We start from the raw sequence: 18,041 nt of genomic DNA on the forward strand, positions 1-18,041 counted from the left end.
TATATTCCATCTCAGGAATAAGATATGCTTAAACAGATTATAGTATTACCCATACGTGAAAGAGTAGCTTCGGAGTTAAGAAATGCCATTTTCTCCGGGAAGTTCGGTCCCGGATACGAATTACGACAGGATTATCTAGCCAAGAAGTTCGGAGTCTCCCGTATGCCTGTTCGGGAGGCTTTACATATTCTCTCCGGTGAAGGGATTGTGGAACTCAGGACAAACAAGGGAGCAATTGTAAAAGAAATCTCCAAGGACTTTGTCAGGGAACACTTTGAACTAAGATTAATACTGGAGTGCGAGGCAATCGCAAAAGCATGCATTCATGTTAAGGATATCTCCGAACTGGAATATATCCACGCCCAGCAGAAACAAGCAATCGATGCATTGGATGTGGAAGAAATCAGCATGTGTAACCAGGCATTTCATATGTTTATATGGAAAAACGCGAATAATAAGAAAATGGAAATGATGCTGGAAAACCTTTGGAATGGATTATCAACCGGGATAGTGGTCGCACCCCGCATACATGCAACAGAATCCTACCAGGAACATAGTCAAATGATTGATGCTATAAAAGACAGAAATCCGGAACTGGCTCGGGATATCATGAAAAAACATATAACGCGCAGCATGGGAAATATGCTGATGGGGATATCCGATCATAAAAACAGCTTAGAAGATTAAATATTTTTTAACCTGAAATAATAGAGGTCATCATGTTGTACATGATGACCTCTAAAACTGTCAGCCCGATATTTATTATATCCTGATTAACTCAAGGCTTTACGCAGGGTTTCAAGCCGTTTATTCCGGTCCTTCACAAAGCGCTCTATGCCGTCGGCTATATGGTCGGGAGAAAGATGGGCCTCCTCCAGGACCTCGTCTATACTGCCTCCGGTACGCCAGTTGTTGTCCCAATCGGGACTCAGGGCGTACTCCTCGGAGAACTTGTTGAAGAGCCAGGGCAGCATAAGCGTGCGGGACGAGGTGGTAACCACGGTGGAATTCTGCTGGTCCGCGGGACTCAGAATGGAGTTTTTATAGGCCTCATCCTGCATCTCGAAGAGCTCGGCGCTGGCGGATACAACGATCTTGACGTTCAGCCCCCGCCTGTCCAGTTCCGGCAGAGCCTTGATCATGTTGCTCACTGCGCCGGTCCCCTGTACGATGATCGTACCCCCCTTATCCTCTCCGGGCTTGTAGTCCCGCATAAGGTAGGCGCCTCTGGCGGCCTCGTAGTGGTGGGCCATGCCGATGGCCTTACGGTCGGGAATCTCGATATTCGGCCGGGTCAGGTGCAGGGCAATAATGGGAACATCCTGACTGAAAGCCGCCGCAAGAAGTACCGGTACGTCGTTGTATTCCCAGGGATGCAGATTGATCACCTTGCCTTTGGGGAAGAACTGGGTAACCCCGGGGGAGAATACGCCGAAGTGGGTACGGCTGTCCTCGGCGGTTTCCGGTCCCGAGTGGCCGGCAATCCAGAGCACCTTGCCGGTTTTATACTCACAATCCTGGGCCAGCTGGCTGAAGAGCCGGAAAGGGCCGTAGAGCAGGTACGAAAAACTTCCGTAGGTGGAGGTTGCCCCCCAGAAGCCTTCGAACTCCTTCTCGGGTTCCTTCGCCATATTGACGGAAGCGAGCCCCGCCAGAATACCGGCATTGGAAAACTCGGTGATCTCCTGGGGCAGCATTATACCGTCTTCCGTGCCGACCCTCTCGTACCAGCCGTAGCCTTTGGTGTCGCCGTAATCCGAGGCAAAGCCGGAGATATTGGTGGAACCCGATAAATCCGCGGAGCTGATAATAAAGAGGGGTCTGTCGTACTCCTTTTTACCGAAGGCATTGGCCCAGGCGCCCCACTGGGCGAGGGCTGCGCGGTTGGAGTTCTTGGTCCCCGGTTTTGCCCACATGTCCTCGGGGTACTTTTTGAAGTCGTAGAGCCGCTTGTCCTTGAAGGGGTTGCCCTTTTTCCCCAGAACAAAGCTTTTCGACACCTCCGGCACGCTGTCGCCGATTTCAACCAGGCGCTCCGCCAGATAGTCAACCAGAGCCGTGTCCGAGGCCAGCACATCCATGACCACCTTAAGGTTGGACCGGAACTCCTCCTTCAACAAGGCGGGGTCGGCAGGGGCTTTTCCGCCCATGTTCACGAAATTGACCCCGTATTTATCGGCGAACTCCTTCTTGACCTGCCAGAAGGCCTCGCTGTTCATGGGATGGGCAGCACCGTGGGATGCATTGTCGTATTTTCCATAGCCCCGGCCTTTGCGGGTTTTGAACCACAGGGCACTGGGGACCCGGTCGGGATTGGGAGAGCTCATCATGGCGGTCATTCCCCTGGCCAGGGATTCCCAGTCGCTGCCGTTTTCGGCACCGAATACCCGCCACCCGTGGGGAGCGAACCAGTCCTCGGGAGTTCCATATACGACATCGCTGGCCTTGTGATCGTCGATACCGTAGTCGTTCCAGTCCACCATGTAGTAGAGGTTATCCAGGGCAAGGCCCCAGGCGGAATTGGCCGTCTCGTGGGTAGCCCCGGGGGTGAGCCCGCCTTCGCCTTCAAAAATAAATACCTTGGCTCCGTCGACCTTTGCCCGCTTCAGGGCTACCGCAATACCCGCCGCCGCGGGGCTGCCATGGCCTGAAGGCCCGGTGTTGAACTTCAGAAAGAGGGTCTTGCCGGAGGCTTCGGCATGGCCGGAAAGTCCTCCCCGGTGACGGAAGCCCAGCAGGTCTTCCCAGGTGAGGATCCTCTCCTGGGGCTGGGTGCTCAGAAAACGTTTGTCCCCGGTTCTTTCATACTTGAGCTTCAAAGCCTCGTTGAAAACCGCCAGGGAGGTATAAATCAGGGGAACTGTATGCCCGGCACCAAGAACAAAACGGTCGGCAAAGCGCTTTCCCGGATCCCGAAGATCCCAGCGCATGGCGCCGCTCAAAGTCGTCATCAGAAAGGCATGGACCTTTGACCGGGAACCACCGGGATGCCCGCTCTGACGATAGTTCAGAATAATATCCAGCAGCTGATCAATAAGGTCCTTTGTCTTTTCCCAATACTGAAAATCACCTTTAATCTTTTCCAATGAATCCATTATGTCTCCTTTCCTTGCTCAGACTTATATTGATGGGTCCCTCGGGACCTCCGGATATTCATGCATGACTGGGGAAATCGTCCCCCATCTGCTTGAGAATGGGCACATAGGCGTCCTGGATGTGCTCCCGCATCATGGAGTCGGCCTCCAGGGGGTCCCCTTTAAGGATGACGTCCACCAGCCGCCTGTGCCAGTCTTTCTGTACCTCCGCCTTCGAGCCCCGCCGCCACTGAACACTGCTCATGAGAAGCCAGAACAGGTTGGCCTGACGCAGGCTTTTGACCAGGGTCTCATGCCCGGTGAGTTTTGCCAAAAGCAGATGGAACTTGTAATGGGTATCGTAGATTATCTGCTGGGTGTCCTCGGTGTAGGGGGTTTCGTCCAGTTTCCTGGCAATCTCGTACAGGCCCTGGGCCTTCTCCCTGGTCAGGGTTATGGCCAGGATACGGGCCGCCTGGCACTCCACGGCCTCCCGGAGCACATACATATCCTTGACCTTCTGGGCCGTCGGAACGGTAACCACGCAGCCCCACTGGGGCCGGTACTCGACCAGGCCTTCCTGCTCCAGCCGTTTCATGGCCTCCAGCACCGGAATCTGACTTGACTGGGTTCTCTCCGCAAGTTTTCTGCGGGGAAGTCTGCTGCCGGGGGGAAACTCCCCGGTGAGAATCATCTTAAGGATGCTGTTGTAAACCCTTTCGGCGGTGGTAATAAAAACAGAACCGTCGCCGGCACTCTTTTCTTCGATCGTATTGGTCATATATGGTATATATGCTATAGCAACAGTATCCAAGAGTCAAGTTTTCTGGAATGAAAATGAAAAGGAATGGCCCGGCCGGGGATTCAACAGGGGCCGCCGGTTGTCCGGAAGAATGGTATCCCGCTTTCTTACAGCCCGTTGAAACCAGGCCCGCACCAGGGCGGCATCTTCGCGCCACAAGTAGAGGTCGGCGAATCCGCTGCGTAAATTATCTGCCAGACGGGGCGGAATAATGTCCCGCTTGACCAGGGAAGGGCTTCCGGCGGAACAGGTGGGAAGAAGCACACCGAAAAGACCTGTGTGCAGGTAGCGATCTGTTTTCATCAGGGAGGCAAAGATCTCCCGGTCGACCTGATCGGATGCAGCCGTCTGGGGACCGACCAGGACAATCGTGGCGACGGCGTTCCGGATGTGGTTATCCTTTACCTCGGCTTCCGGCAAGCCTGCGGTAATCTCGCTGCTGTCGGTACAGCGCAGGCAGTCGCTCCGAATGAGTCGCTGAAACAGCAGCGCATACTCCTGGTCGATCGGTTGGAGATAACAGATGTGAATTCTGAAGGGTGATATCAAAGCTCTCCTCCCCTGAAAACTGGTATATACACCCATTTTTCAGTCGGGAGAAGCAAATCGTCAATTGGCCAGGGGGCTAATGTATGAAAAAGTAGACTTCAAGCTTCCCCTTCGTCGTCCCAGCGGTTATGACGACAGAGATCGATAAGCGCCCAGCGGTTATCCACCCCCATCTTGTCGAAGATGGAGGCCAGGTGTGCCTTGACGGTTGAACGGGAAATCCCCAGCCGCTGGGACAGCTCGACATTGCTTCCGCCGTAGAGGATCAGAGCCCGGAGGACCCGTTTTTCCGCGGCTGTTATTCCCCGGGAATCCAGATCGAAGGGTTCAGCCTCCTTCCGGTACCCCTCCACCTCTTCGGTCAGATCAGCAAGCCTCTCCTGAAACTGCCGGGACTTGCGCTTCTGTTCCCGTTTCAGCCGCCGGATATACGCGGTCTGTCGCCTGGAGAAGGCGACATACTTTTTCAACTCATCGGCATATATAAAAAAGAGCAGAATTCCAACCAGAAGCAGGTACAGCACTGCATTGATGCCCCTGCCGATACTGTAGTCCGGATCGACAGCGGCGGAGGCCAGTATTACCGTAATAAAAATGTAGGCCAGATAGACACCGAGTTTCAGTTTGAAACCCCGTCTGAGGAGGCCATGCTTTAAAGCGATAATGAAGGAGACGGCATAGAGTCCCAGACCGTAGACCGACTCATAATCATCAAAAACGGCGATGGTACCCACCAGAAGAGGAAGAAAGGTCTGGACCCATCTGGCAAAACCGAAACGGAGCCGGGCGGTAAAGAGGATAAGCAGACTGAAAAGGAAGACAAGATAGACCCGGAAATACTGAAGGGCAGCGACAAAACCGGCCCCGGCGGCAATGGAAAGCAGGTTCACCGCCGCCGCCGCAAAGCCGACAGAGGCGAACAGGTAGCCTATCCGCCTCTGAACAGGACTCATACCGACCAGAACCCCCGGATGGATTCCTCAAGGTCCATGATCTCGTCCATTTCCCGGTGAGGATGGGCAAGGATATCGCTGCGAAGCTGTTCCATGATCTCTTCGGCGTTCCAGACTCCCGCAGCTACGGGATTGTACTTCGTGTTATGCATGTCCTTGTCCATGTCACGAAGGTATCCCGCAACCATCTGCAGTTTCAAGAGGTTCATTCCCCGGGTAATAACACCGGGGTCCCCGCCGCAGAACTGCATGATCGGCTGCAGACGGTGCTCCAGGCAGCAGTCATCCTCTTTTGTGTGAAGAAAAAACTCTTTGGTACCCTCCAGCTGGGCGAGGACGTAGATGGAGACATGCTGAATCGAGGTCTGCATGGCATGCTCGCAGCCGGCAAGAAAAGGAAGAGCCCCGATCAGTCTGGCGGTTTTTTTGGCTTCCAGCTTTCTTCTGAACTCCCTGTCCATGTTGAAGGATACGGCCGTGCGTTCCACGATCCAGTGCCAGAGGGCGGCATTGAAGTCCGTACTTTTTTTCATTGTTTCCATTGCGGTCATAAAAATACCTCCGTAATTTTTGTGGGCTCCTCACTATAAAACAAGCGGGTCGACGGAGGTATTGGCCGCCCGGCCAATGTATACAAAAGTAGACATACGGGGGTCAGTGAAAAAGCAGCACATCCACCGGGCTTCCAGCCTTACTGCCCCGGCATCCGGAGTTGAAGAGGGCGCAGCCCTGAGCACCGATCAGCCCGGTAACATGATCGGGACCCTCAATATTCAGCGGTTCGGCAGTAAGCAAGCCATCCGGTCCGGAACCGAGACGCACCGGAACGAGCCTGCTGCAGGTATCGGCACCGCCCCCGGGGGCTTCCGTCAGGGTACAGCGGAGCATAACAGCAGGGTCGCCCCCTCCGTTCAGGCCGTAGAGGAAGGGCCGCACAAAAAGATAAAAATAGAGAAAAGCCGGTACCGCCCCGGAGGGAAAAGAAAAGAGAAAGCCCGCAGATACCCCCTGATCGGACGTTATCCGCCCGAAGAGAAGCCCTTTCCCCCCCTCTATCTCGACACCATCACACAGAAGCTCCCGCCCCGGAGCGGCAAGGAAATCCCGCACCTCGGCGGGATCAGCCCCGGCAACTATGAAAACAGGACACTCCTCGAGCCCCTTCTCCATGGCCCTGCGGACGGACATCCCTTCAGGAAGAATTCCATAATCCACCGGCCAGGCCCCCGCCCCGTCGAGAAGAACAGAGAACATGTGTCCCAGGGGGCTGTACTGCTCTCCGGGTTCCCGCCTCTCTCCGGGGACTTTGAGTCTCACCCCCTCCCATTCAACAGCAAGGAAACCGGCATTGACCATACGTCGCACCATGACCCGGCTGATTCCCGCCGCGGCAAGACCGGCGATTTCGGCGGGGCCGAGCCTGCCGCAGGGAACAAAATCAACCCCGGCCTTCAGGTAACGGCCTTTTTTCACTAAGCCTGCCACCGGAGGCAGGTCTATGGGGCTCGCAAGGGGCTCCGTCGGAAAGCGTCCCGCCGCTTCAGAGAGGGGCACCGATTCCGGTCGCAGATCCAGGGACTGGGAAAACAGCAGGGCCCGGAACTCCTTCAGGCTGGTCACTTGAGGGCCTCCTTTTTTGCGGGAGAAGAATAGACCCGGGCCGTGAAACCGGGTACCAGCAGAAAAGCTGCGGCCCCGTAGGCCAGACCGGCCAGAATATCCACCAGGTAGTGGGTGTACAGATACACCGTGGAAACAACCAGAAGCAGATACAGGGGCAGCATGAGCCGTCCCAGGAGCCTGACATGCCGCAGGCTCAACAGCAGCCCCAGCAGCCCCATGGCCACGTGGGAAGATGGCAGTGCCGCCCCGGCCATGGTGGAGGGAGTAAAGAGCTGCTTCATGATCATGGTAAAGAGTCCCCCGGAAAAATGCTCGTACCAGAGGGATCTCAGCTCGGGGTAGAAAAACTTGGGCCCCTCCACGGGAAAGACTATGTACCACATGTACAGCAGGCTGAAACTCGCGATCAGGGTAAAGAGAGACTCCTCCGCTTCCCGCTTTTTCCCCTGAAAATAGAGAACCCACCAGGGAAGGGTAAGAAAAAAATAGAAGGAGAAATAGGCAAAGAAAAAGAGCTCGTTCAGTGCCGGAGTCCGGGGAAAGGCTTCAAAAAAGGCAAGCACCGGCTTTCCCCCGAAGAGGAGCTCCTCGAACCGGGCCACAGGGGCATCAAAAGCCACGGGGTGAAAAATCCGGGAGAGGCGGATGCTCTGGGTAAAATAGAGAACAAACATCCCCTGGGGGTAAAAGAAGCGCAGCCAGTGCAGGAATCGGGATGAGGACCTGTCCGCCGCGCGTATCAGCAGAAGAGCCGCCGGTATAGTCAGAACAAACAGGGACAGCATCACCAGGGATACCCCGTCGACGCCCTTCAGCAGCAGGGCAGCCAGATAGATCAGGGCAAAGAGGGAATTGAGCCCGATAAAGAGCCTGTCCAGAGGCCTCAGAACACCATGTATTCCCGCCATCAGCTACTCCTGTAAAAAGGCCTCGACCTTCCGCTTCAGCTTGCTCATTCCGGGAAGTTTGGGATAGCTCTTCTCGGCCCCCTTGTAGTTCTGCGCCGCCATATAGAGGTCGCTCCTTTTCAGGTAGATCTCCGCCATGGCCTTGTATATTCTCGCCCGGTCCTTGTCGGTGTAGTCCAGGTCGGACAGCTCCTTCATCATGCTCAGGCGCAGTGCGTCGTCCTCGTCCTCCTCTATGGGCCCCCGGACAATCCGCCACAGCAGAATCAGCACCTCGGGGTAAAAATGCTTGAAGTAGGGTTTACGCTCCTCCTCCAGGGCAATGGTCCTGAGAATCTGGAAGGCCTTGACCGGCATGCCCCGGTGAACATACTCCTCGGCGATAATGAAGGTGTAGTCCATAAAGTCTTCCCGCTCCAGGTAGCTGCGGATCTCCTCCACCTCACCGAAAAAGGCCTCTTCGTAGACCTCCAGGGCTTCGGACTCCAGGTCGTGGAGCAGGTCGTAGCAGATCAGCTTGGCCTGGCTCTCCTTGTCCCACATGCGGCTCTTCAGGAACTCCCGGTAGTTGAACTCCTGGACGCCGAAAAAGGAGTTGTAGGCCCGGTCGTACTGTTCCCGGGTCCCCTCGTCGATCAGGATCTCGTAGGCCTCCCTGAGGAGAATAAAGTGTTCTTCCGGGTTTTCACCGTCGTTCAAGTCGGGGTGATACTCTTTTGCCAGCTGGCGGTACGCCTTCCGCACCAGCGCACTGGAGGCGTCCCGGGGAAGCCGCAGAATCGAATAGTAGTCCTTCACGAAATATCTGCTCCTGTTTCCAAAAGGAGGTTTTTGAAATCCCGTAATGATAGCGAAAAATCACCGGAAAGAGAAGGAGGGGGAACACCGGGTTAGCTTTCCACAGCCGATGACTCAGTACCCCTTCGCCAAGGTCCGGGGAAGCAGACGGAAAAAAGTCGCTCTCTTCGCTCCGCTCCAATTTTTTCCGCCCGCTCCCCTCCCCTTGTCTGGAACTCAATCGGCTGTGAGCAGCCCTCCGCTCTTTCCGGCAGTTTTCTTTGAAGCTGCTCCCCCTCGCTTCCGCCCTTCAGGGCTCCCGCTACCCCCTCGTGGATTCAGGGGGCGCCGCCGGTATCGGCGTACTCGTATTCGATTTCGGTAATCTCGCCCCGCCAGTAGGGTTTTTCTCCCCCCGGAAGCAGCCAGAGGACTTCTCCCGAGAGGGGAATCAGCATGCCCTCCCTCCATTGATAATTGCTCCAGCGTCCCTCCCAGGGAGTGCGCTCCGTTCCGCCCGCCACCATACGCTCCCGTCCGTCGCTCCAGACCGAGTCTATCAGCCCCTCATCGGTAAAGCGGAAGAGCAGGCTGAGGTCGATTCCTCCATCCTGCAGGACCGCCCGGGCGCTGGTTCCGTCCACAGCTTCCCAGTGAAGGTTTCGACCCGGCAGCAGGGCCGTGGGGTACCAGGCGGCTTCGGCGAGCCAGCGCATCAGCTCCCCCCGGGCTATCTCTCCGGATCCCTCAAGCTCAACCAGGGGAATCAGTCCCCCCAGGGAGGCCTTCAGGAGACCTTCGCCATCTATGTAGCCATCATGGACCCGGGCATCCAGTCCCGGGAGAATCGAGATCCTGGCGTCCCACAGAAAACCGGGAGGATACACACTGACCCGCTGTTCGGAACTGAAGGCTTTCCAGTTGCTGCCTTCCTCCGCCATGTTGAAGGTCCCCCGGTGCAGAACCCGGACCCCGGTAAGCAGCGGTACTCCGGGCTCAAGGACAGTGCGAAAGTAGCGCTGCACCGGTTCGGGAAGCCCCTCGAGCATCTGTGGCCGGTAAAACCCGCTTTCCGGAACCTCCACTGCGCTTTCCATGCCTTCCAGGAGTTTCCGGCTTTTGTCCTTCCAGCGGAAGCCGGCGATTATCAGACTTCCCGTTACGAGCAGCAGGACTGCTGCGACAGTGATTACCAGATATTTCATTCCACCTTCTCCAGTCCCTACTTTTGCACCAGGATTGCCTTTCTATCAAGCACTTTTCCTGTTCCCCATTCCCGCCCCTGCAGGTACAATAGAGGCCTATGCAGCAGAGCCCTCCTTTACGTGAAACAGATCTCTACCCCCCCGTCAAAGCCTGGCTTGAGGAGCTGGGCTATACCGTCCGTGGAGAAGCAGCGGGACTGGATGTGGCTGCGGTAATTGAGCATGATACGGGAGAAGAGCTTATCGCGGTGGAGCTGAAAAAAGGCCTCTCCATGAAGCTCCTCGCCCAGGCTGTGGAACGGCAGGACTCGGCGGACGGGGTCTACCTGGCCCTGCCGGCGGAGGGAAGCAGCTTTCCGGAGAAGCTTCGGCCCTACCTCAAGCTTATCCGCCGCCTGGGTCTGGGACTCCTCCTGGTCCGCTTTTTAAGCCGCCGGGTCAGAATCGATCCGGTTCTGCATCCCGGAAAGGGCGGCATCCGCAGAAACAAACGCCGCCGGTGGGCGATACTGCGGGAGGTCCGCGGCCGTTCCGGCGACCACACCCCAGGGGGAATCCGGGGCAGGGTTGTAACCGCCTACCGCGAGGAGGCCCTCAGCCTGGCCCTCCTCCTGAAGGAACACGGTGAGCTCAGCCCCGCGGGCTGCGTCAAACTCGGAGGGCCTGAAAAAGCGGGGAGAATTCTGCTGGACAACCATTACAGCTGGTTCGAGAAGGTCCGCACCGGGGTCTATCGGCTGAGCGGCGGGGGAGAAGCCGCCCTCGGGGAGTATGCCGACATCGTCCGGCTGATTCGGAAGGAATAATTCGTATCGGAATAATTGGATGTTTATTTATTCAAAAATGACTCAGATACTATGCAGAACCATATGACTACAAATTTGGAGTAAATCACTGTATGATATGGAATCATGTAGATAAAAAAAGACATCCTTGATGTAATAAACATACAGGAACAGGAGTATCATAATGTCGAGTACACAGCAACGCGCCGACCTGCAACGCCAAATCTGGCAAATCGCCAACGATGTCAGGGGCTCTGTAGACGGATGGGATTTTAAGCAATATGTACTGGGAACCCTGTTCTATCGCTTTATCAGCGAAAATTTCACCAATTTTATCGAAGGCGGCGACGATAGCATCAAATATGCTGAGCTATCAGATGAAGTTATCACTGAGGACATTAAAGATGATGCCATTAAAACCAAGGGCTATTTCATTTATCCGAGCCAACTGTTTGCAAATGTAGCAGCTTCTGCCAATACAAACGAAAACCTGAACACAGACCTGGCCGCAATCTTTGCTACTATTGAAAGCTCAGCCAGTGGCTATGATTCTGAAAAGGATATAAAGGGTCTGTTCGCCGATTTCGACACAACCAGTAACCGCCTGGGAAACACCGTTAAGGATAAAAACAGCCGTCTGGCGGCCGTCCTTAAAGGTGTGGCCGGACTCAGATTCGGTGATTTTCAGGATAATCACATTGACCTGTTTGGTGATGCCTACGAGTTTTTAATTTCAAACTACGCAGCCAATGCCGGGAAATCCGGCGGTGAATTTTTTACCCCCCAAAATGTGTCCCGGCTGATTGCACGACTGGCCATGCACAAACAGACCAGTGTGAATAAAATCTATGACCCTGCCTGCGGTTCCGGCTCTTTGCTTCTCCAGGCAAAAAAGCATTTTGAGTCACATATAATCGAAGAGGGTTTTTTCGGCCAGGAGATCAACCACACCACCTTTAACCTGGCCCGCATGAATATGTTTTTGCACAACATCAATTATGACAAGTTCAATGTGCAGCTTGGGAATACCCTGACGGACCCCCATTTTCAGGATGATAAGCCCTTTGATGCCATCGTCTCCAATCCGCCCTATTCGGTGAAATGGATTGGCTCGGACGATCCGACCCTGATTAACGATGAACGCTTTGCCCCGGCCGGTGTGCTTGCGCCGAAATCCAAGGCCGATTTTGCCTTTGTACTCCACGCCTTGAGTTACTTATCCAGCAAAGGACGTGCGGCCATTGTCTGCTTTCCCGGGATTTTTTACCGGGGCGGCGCGGAAAAGAAAATCCGACAGTATCTGGTGGATAACAACTATGTGGAAACGGTTATTTCCCTGGCACCCAACCTGTTTTTCGGTACCACCATCGCCGTGAATATTCTGGTGCTGTCAAAACACAAGACCGATACCAGCACCCAGTTCATCGATGCCAGCGGAGAGGCATACTTTAAAAAAGAAACCAATAACAATGTTCTCACAGACAAACACATTGAAGACATCATGCAGGCCTTCGACAGCAAGAAAAATGTCGAACACTTTGCCAGGTCCGTTCCTTTTGAAGAGATTGCCGCCAACGACTACAATCTGTCGGTCAGCAGCTATGTAGAGGCCAAAGACAAGCGGGAACAGATAGACATTACCCGGCTCAATGAAGAACTCAAAACCACCGTCGCCAGAATTGACCAACTGAGAAAAGACATCGATGCCATTGTTGCGGAGATTGAAGCATGAGTGATGACAACCGATTTGTCATTTATCGCGATGATAAGCAGGGCGTTCGGGTAGAGGCTCGCATTGAAGAGGAAAGCATCTGGCTGACCCAGCGTCAGATTGTCGAGCTCTTTCAGACTGCCAAATCAACGGTCAGCGAACATATCAGGAATATTTTTACTGAGGATGAGCTGCTCCCCGAGGCAACTGTTCGGAAAATCCGAACAGTTCAAAAGGAAGGAAGTCGTGAGGTTTCCCGGGAGCTGGATTACTACAATCTCGATATGATTATCTCCCTTGGGTACCGCATCAATTCTAAAATTGCTACCCATTTTCGACAGTGGGCCACCCAGAGACTCAAAGAGTACATTGTAAAAGGCTTCACCATGGATGATGAACGCCTGAAGAACCTCGGCGGCGGGAACTACTGGAAAGAGCTGCTGGACCGTATTCGCGACATCCGCTCCAGCGAGAAGGTCATGTACCGTCAGGTGCTGGAACTCTACGCCACCGCAACCGACTATGATCCCAAAAGTGAGGAGAGCCTTCAGTTTTTCAAGATCGTACAAAACAAGCTCCACTACGCCGCCCACGGCCACACCGCCAGCGAGGTGATTTATCTGCGGGTTGACAGCGACAAGCCCTTCGCGGGCTTAAGCAACTTTAAAGGCAGTCAGCCCACCCAGGCCGAAGCCATGATCGCCAAAAATTATCTGAGCGTTCAGGAGCTGCAGGTTTTGAATAACCTTGTATCCGCGTATTTTGATCTGGCCGAACTGAACGCCATTGAACAGCGAGAAATGCGTATGGCCGATTATGTACGGGAGCTGGATAACATTCTGGGTTCAACCGGACGCGCGGTCCTGGAAAACTCCGGCAATATCTCCCACTCCCGGGCAGTGGACAAAGCCAGATTGGAATACAAAAAATACAAAGCCAGGACGCTGGAAAACGTGGAAAAAGAGTACCTGGAAACCATCGCCGCACTGGAAAAACAGGCCAGGAGAGAGAGCCGGAAAAAGGGCGGTGAGGGATGAAAACAAACAAAACGATAATAGTCCTGGACGAAGAAATCCGGGTCACCAAGGATGACTATATTTTACTAACCGACATGCTACGCTCCAAGGATGGAAACTTTTTCATCACCGATTGGCTACGAAACCGCAACACTCTTGAATATCTTGGCATATGGGAGAGGGTCCATAACCCCAATTTTAATTGGGGCGAATTCGCCATAATTAAAAGTCAGGCCGGACTTAACAGGTATAAAATTAGCGTAAAAGAATGGGTGGCCAAAACCAATGCAATTGGAATACAGGCTAAAGCCGGACGTTACGGCGGAACCTATGCACATTCTGATATTGCCTTTGAATTTGGAATGTGGATCAGCGCAGAATTTAAAATATATCTTGTTAAGGAGTTTCAAAGGCTAAAAAACGAAGAGGCTAAGCAGCTCGGCTGGGAGGTTAGACGCCAGCTTACCAAGATAAACTATCGCATTCATAGCGAGGCGGTTAAAGAAAATCTGATTCCTCCGACGTTGACCAAACAGCAAACCAGCCTTGTCTATGCTACAGAAGCGGACCTGTTGAACATGGCTCTTTTCGGCAAGACAGCCAGGCAGTGGCGAGAGGAGAACAACGACAAAAGCGGCAATATACGTGATTACGCCAATGTCTCCCAACTCGTTTGCCTGGCCAACCTTGAAACCCTGAACGCACACTTGATCCAGCAGAATATGGTTCAGGCGGAACGATTGAAGCTGTTAAACCAGACCGCCATTCAACAGATGCGCCTGTTGACAGAAAGTAACAATATTAAAGAACTGCAGGGCGGTGAGGGATGAGGAAGGGAGTCTCACGCGAAGGCGTAAAGAAGATGGAACCACTGAAAACACTGAAGACACGGAAAGGGACTAACAATTCTGTGTATTCCGTGTATTCCGTGGTTAAAGCATTGGGAGTTATGGCATGAGCGAATTGAGCTTTATAGAAAGGCTGCTGGATGGGGCCCGGGTTGAATGGAAGGCGTTGGGGGAAGTTTGCGACGTTTTTACAGGTGGTGAGGCTCCAGAAAACAGTATCAAAGGCTCAATACCAACTAACGACTACAAATACCCAATTTATGGAAACGGTGCCGAAATATACGGTTACACAGACACCTATAGAATTGATAAAGATGCTGTAACTATCTCATCTATTGGTGCAAATACCGGTACCATCTATTACAGGGAAGCATTTTTTACCCCAATTATTAGGCTCAAAGTATTAATGCCGAAGCAGGAATGGCTAATATCAAAGTACATTTTTCATTATTTGGCATCTCAAACAATTTATAGCAAGAAAAGCAGTGTTCCAAATATGAACGCTGCGGATGTAAAAAGAATCCAAATCCCCATCCCCTGCCCGGATGATCCGGAAAAATCCCTGAAGATCCAGGCGGAAATTGTCCGTATTCTGGACGCGTTCACCGAGCTTAGCACCGAGCTTAGCACCGAGCTTAGCTTGCGGAAGAAGCAGTATGGGTACTATCGGGAACGCTTGTTGAGTTTTGAAGAGGGGACCACGAAGGACACGAAAAGCACGAAAGGGGTTGAGTGGAAGACCTTGGGGGAGATAATAAAAAAGTCATACTCTGGAGGGACCCCCACGGCGGGCAATTCAGAATATTACGATGGTGGGACAATTCCTTGGTTGAGAACACAAGAAGTCAGATTTTCTGATATTGAGAAAACAGAAGTTAAGATAACGTCTTCTGCATTGAAAGATACCGCAGTTAAATGGATTCCTACAAATTGCGTTATTATTGCAATTTCAGGTGCTACCGCAGGAAGGTCTGCGATCAATAAAATACCTTTAACGACAAATCAGCACTGTTGTTGTTTAGAAATCGATCCTAAAAAGGCATTATACCGATATGTTTTTCATTGGGTAAGTTTAAACTATAATAATCTGAAAGGACTTGGGCAAGGTGCTAGAGGGGATCTCAATTCGGGAATCATAAAGAATTTTCAGATACCTATTCCGTATGCTGATGATCCTGAGAAATCGCTTAATGAACAAGCCCGGATCGTCGCCATCCTTGACAAGTTTGATGCCCTTACCAACTCCATCTCCGAAGGACTGCCCCGGGAAATCGAATTGCGGAAGAAGCAGTACGAATATTACCGGGATATGTTGTTGAGTTTTCCCAAGCCGGAGGAGGAATAATGGAACCACGAAAGACACAAAAATCACGAAAAAGAATCTTGAATACTTCTTTCGTGTATTTTGTGCATTTCGTGGTAAAAAAAGAGCAGTATGATCAAAGTGATTTGTTGTTGAGCTTTCCCAAACCGGAGAGGGATTAATGGAACCACAGAATACACAGAAAACACGGAAAAAGAATAATAAAATTTCCGTGTATTCCGTGGTTTCCGTGGTTAAAAAAGAGCTTGACAAATGAGCAATAAAAAAAGGACTTATTCTTGCAAGCCAATGAGCTGCTTCAAGATTTCAAGACGCTGATTGAGCAAGGTCGACATAAGGCGGTTGCGGCGGAAGCAATATGAATATTACCGGGATATGTTGTTGAGTTTTCCCAAGCCGGAGGAGGAATAATGGAACCACGAAAGACACAAAAATCACGAAAAAGAATCTTGAATACTACTTTCGTGTATTTTGTGCATTTCGTGGTAAAAAAAGAGCAGTATGATCAAAGTGATTTGTTGTTAAGCTTTCCCAAACCGGAGGAGGATTAATGGAACCACAGAATACACAGAAAACACGGAAAAAGAATAATAAAATTTCCGTGTATTCTGTGTTTTCCGTGGTTAAAAAAGAGGTCAAGCAATGAGTAAAAAAAAGGATGGTGTAAGCAAGACGAGTCCTGCGGATTTACTTCGCGATGTGAAGACGCTGATTGAGCAAGGTCGGTATAAGGCGGTTGCGGCGGTCAACAGTGCGCTTACCGTTACCTATTGGCAAGTTGGCAAACGCATTAACGAAGAGGTGTTGCAGGGCGAACGGGCGGAATACGGAAAACAGGTTGTGAAGACATTGGCCAAAGAGCTTGTCATAATCTACGGCAGAAGTTTTGAGGCGAAAAACCTTCGGCGTATGATGCAATTTGCGGAGATTTTCCCGGATATTGAGATTGTCGTTCCGCTGGCACGACAATTAAGCTGGTCACATTTTTTAGTATTAATTCCTTTGAAATCACCTGAAGCCAGACTCTTTTATGCTCGCACTGCCTGTGAATCACACTGGAGCAAGCGGGAGTTAAGGCATCAGATTGAGCGCAAAGCCTTTGAACGCTCCGAAATAGCCGATACCAAATTGGCTTTGGCAGAAGCAAATCATTTGAACGGCAACTTCAAGGATCCCTACTTTTTGGATTTTCTAGGATTGAAAGAAGGTTACATGGAGAATGAGCTGGAAAATGCCTTGCTCAAAGAGCTTGAGTTGTTCATCCTTGAACTGGACAAGGGCTTTGCCTTTGTGGAACGCCAGAAGCGTATGATTATTGATGGCGAAGATTTTTATCTCGACTTGCTTTTCTATCACCGGAAACTCAAGCGTCTGGTTGCAATCGATCTAAAAATAGACCGATTCAAAGCTGGATTTAAAGGACAGATGGAGCTTTACCTGAACTGGCTTGATAAATTCGAACGTCAGGAGGGTGAAGAAGCTCCGATTGGGCTGATACTATGTACGGAGGCGGGCACCGAACAGGTGGAACTGCTCAACATGCAGAAAGACAACATTATGGTGGCAGAGTATTGGACAAGTCTTCCGCCGAAAGAACTATTGGAGGAAAAACTTCACAATGCACTGATTGAAGTCCGCGAACGGTTGGCGGAACAAAAGTTATTAGAGGGAGGTGGCGGATATGCTTGATTACAAACCCACCACCGAAGGGCTGCCCCGGGAGATTGAACTGCGGCGGAAGCAGTACGAATATTACCGGGATTTGCTGTTGAGTTTTCCCAAACCGGAGGAGGATTAATGGAACCACAGAATACACAGAAAACACGGAAAAAGAATAATAAATTTTCTGTGTATTCCGTGTTTTCCGTGGTTAAAAAAGAGCAGTATGATCAAAGTGATTTGTTATTAAGCTTTCCCAAGCCGGAGGAGGATTAATGGAATCACAGAATACACTGAAAACACTGAAAAAGAATAATAAAATTTCTGTGTATTCCGTGTTTTCCGTGGTTAAAAAAGAGGTTTTCCGTGAATGAGGTTCTGTTATTTGAAGAAGAAAGCTATCAGATCCGTGGTGCTATTTTTGAAGTTTACCGTGAGATGGGTTGTGGCTTTCTTGAGGCTGTCTACCAGGAGTGTCTTGAGAAGGAACTAAACAAGCAGAGAATTCCGTTTATTGCCCAACCGGAACTTGAGTTGTTCTATAAGGATGAAAAACTTCAACAAACTTACAAGCCTGATTTAATTTGCTATGACCAAATCATTGTTGAACTTAAAGCAGTCAGAGAAGTTTGCGATGAACATCGTGCCCAGTTACATAATTACCTGAAAGCAACAGGGCTTAAACTCGGGTTGTTAGTTAACTTCGGTCACTACCCAAAAGCAACCATTGAGAGGATAGTTAAATGACATTTTATCCTTTAGTGTTTTCCGTGTATTTCGTGGTTAAAATAAAAGAGGTAAAAAATT

The 18,041-nt window shown here is 51.6% G+C and carries 17 protein-coding genes; 8 read left to right on the plus strand and 9 right to left on the minus strand.

Annotated features, from left to right (window positions below; genetic code table 11):
- Positions 1 to 24: 24 nt before the first annotated feature.
- Positions 25 to 687, plus strand: a complete 663-nt coding sequence (locus B4O97_RS08630) for a GntR family transcriptional regulator (protein WP_083050044.1) — start codon at positions 25 to 27, stop codon at positions 685 to 687.
- A gap of 86 nt (positions 688 to 773) precedes the next feature.
- Here B4O97_RS08630 and B4O97_RS08635 read toward each other — a convergent pair whose 3' ends face one another.
- The 9 genes from B4O97_RS08635 to B4O97_RS08675 all read right to left on the minus strand — a co-directional run bounded on the left by B4O97_RS08635 (position 774) and on the right by B4O97_RS08675 (position 9,891).
- On the minus strand, positions 774 to 3,095 hold the full coding sequence (locus B4O97_RS08635) for a transketolase-like TK C-terminal-containing protein (protein WP_198947040.1): 2,322 nt from the start codon (positions 3,093 to 3,095) through the stop codon (positions 774 to 776).
- A 58-nt stretch (positions 3,096 to 3,153) separates the two neighbouring features.
- Positions 3,154 to 3,855, minus strand: coding sequence for a GntR family transcriptional regulator (locus B4O97_RS08640; RefSeq protein WP_083050046.1), 702 nt, complete (start codon positions 3,853 to 3,855; stop codon positions 3,154 to 3,156).
- A gap of 36 nt (positions 3,856 to 3,891) precedes the next feature.
- Entirely contained in the window at positions 3,892 to 4,425 is a 534-nt protein-coding gene (locus B4O97_RS08645; RefSeq protein WP_158084219.1) for a TIR domain-containing protein, read from the minus strand.
- 98 nt (positions 4,426 to 4,523) lie between these two features.
- Positions 4,524 to 5,378 carry a LuxR family transcriptional regulator gene (locus B4O97_RS08650; RefSeq protein ID WP_083050049.1) on the minus strand — a complete coding sequence of 285 codons (855 nt, stop codon included), beginning with the start codon at positions 5,376 to 5,378 and terminating at the stop codon, positions 4,524 to 4,526.
- Positions 5,375 to 5,929, minus strand: coding sequence for a hypothetical protein (locus B4O97_RS08655; protein ID WP_083050051.1), 555 nt, complete (start codon positions 5,927 to 5,929; stop codon positions 5,375 to 5,377). The genes B4O97_RS08650 and B4O97_RS08655 overlap by 4 nt, the downstream gene beginning before the upstream one ends.
- Before the next feature lie 103 nt (positions 5,930 to 6,032).
- Positions 6,033 to 6,998: a MoeA family protein gene (locus tag B4O97_RS08660; RefSeq protein WP_083050053.1), complete on the minus strand. Its 966-nt coding sequence runs from the start codon at positions 6,996 to 6,998 to the stop codon at positions 6,033 to 6,035.
- Positions 6,995 to 7,909 (minus strand): phosphatase PAP2 family protein, encoded by a 915-nt coding sequence (locus B4O97_RS08665; RefSeq protein WP_083050054.1) that lies wholly within the window; start codon positions 7,907 to 7,909, stop codon positions 6,995 to 6,997. The genes B4O97_RS08660 and B4O97_RS08665 overlap by 4 nt, the downstream gene beginning before the upstream one ends.
- Before the next feature lie 3 nt (positions 7,910 to 7,912).
- On the minus strand, positions 7,913 to 8,707 hold the full coding sequence (locus B4O97_RS08670) for a DnaJ domain-containing protein (RefSeq protein ID WP_158084220.1): 795 nt from the start codon (positions 8,705 to 8,707) through the stop codon (positions 7,913 to 7,915).
- A 317-nt stretch (positions 8,708 to 9,024) separates the two neighbouring features.
- A complete protein-coding gene (locus B4O97_RS08675; RefSeq protein WP_083050058.1) occupies positions 9,025 to 9,891 on the minus strand; it encodes a DUF6920 family protein in 867 nt (288 codons plus the stop codon).
- Positions 9,892 to 9,989: 98 nt separating this feature from the next.
- Here B4O97_RS08675 and B4O97_RS08680 point away from each other — a divergent pair, with 98 nt between their 5' ends.
- The 7 genes from B4O97_RS08680 (at position 9,990) to B4O97_RS08710 (ending at position 17,981) form a co-directional block, all read left to right on the plus strand.
- On the plus strand, positions 9,990 to 10,697 hold the full coding sequence (locus B4O97_RS08680; RefSeq protein WP_083050060.1) for a DUF2161 family putative PD-(D/E)XK-type phosphodiesterase: 708 nt from the start codon (positions 9,990 to 9,992) through the stop codon (positions 10,695 to 10,697).
- 163 nt (positions 10,698 to 10,860) lie between these two features.
- Positions 10,861 to 12,408, plus strand: coding sequence for a type I restriction-modification system subunit M (locus B4O97_RS08685; protein WP_083050061.1), 1,548 nt, complete (start codon positions 10,861 to 10,863; stop codon positions 12,406 to 12,408).
- On the plus strand, positions 12,405 to 13,424 hold the full coding sequence (locus B4O97_RS08690; RefSeq protein ID WP_083050063.1) for a virulence RhuM family protein: 1,020 nt from the start codon (positions 12,405 to 12,407) through the stop codon (positions 13,422 to 13,424). Before B4O97_RS08685 ends, B4O97_RS08690 begins: the two co-directional genes overlap by 4 nt.
- The gene (locus tag B4O97_RS08695) at positions 13,421 to 14,233 is read left to right on the plus strand and encodes a KilA-N domain-containing protein (protein WP_083050072.1); all 813 of its coding nucleotides are present in this window, start codon (positions 13,421 to 13,423) and stop codon (positions 14,231 to 14,233) included. Before B4O97_RS08690 ends, B4O97_RS08695 begins: the two co-directional genes overlap by 4 nt.
- Before the next feature lie 124 nt (positions 14,234 to 14,357).
- Positions 14,358 to 15,596 carry a restriction endonuclease subunit S gene (locus B4O97_RS08700; protein WP_083050073.1) on the plus strand — a complete coding sequence of 413 codons (1,239 nt, stop codon included), beginning with the start codon at positions 14,358 to 14,360 and terminating at the stop codon, positions 15,594 to 15,596.
- Between the two features lie 621 nt (positions 15,597 to 16,217).
- The gene (locus B4O97_RS08705; protein WP_083050075.1) at positions 16,218 to 17,264 is read left to right on the plus strand and encodes a PDDEXK nuclease domain-containing protein; all 1,047 of its coding nucleotides are present in this window, start codon (positions 16,218 to 16,220) and stop codon (positions 17,262 to 17,264) included.
- A 336-nt stretch (positions 17,265 to 17,600) separates the two neighbouring features.
- Entirely contained in the window at positions 17,601 to 17,981 is a 381-nt protein-coding gene (locus B4O97_RS08710; protein WP_083050077.1) for a GxxExxY protein, read from the plus strand.
- Positions 17,982 to 18,041 lie beyond the last annotated feature (60 nt).

Source organism: Marispirochaeta aestuarii (assembly GCF_002087085.1).
Taxonomy (GTDB): domain Bacteria; phylum Spirochaetota; class Spirochaetia; order JC444; family Marispirochaetaceae; genus Marispirochaeta; species Marispirochaeta aestuarii.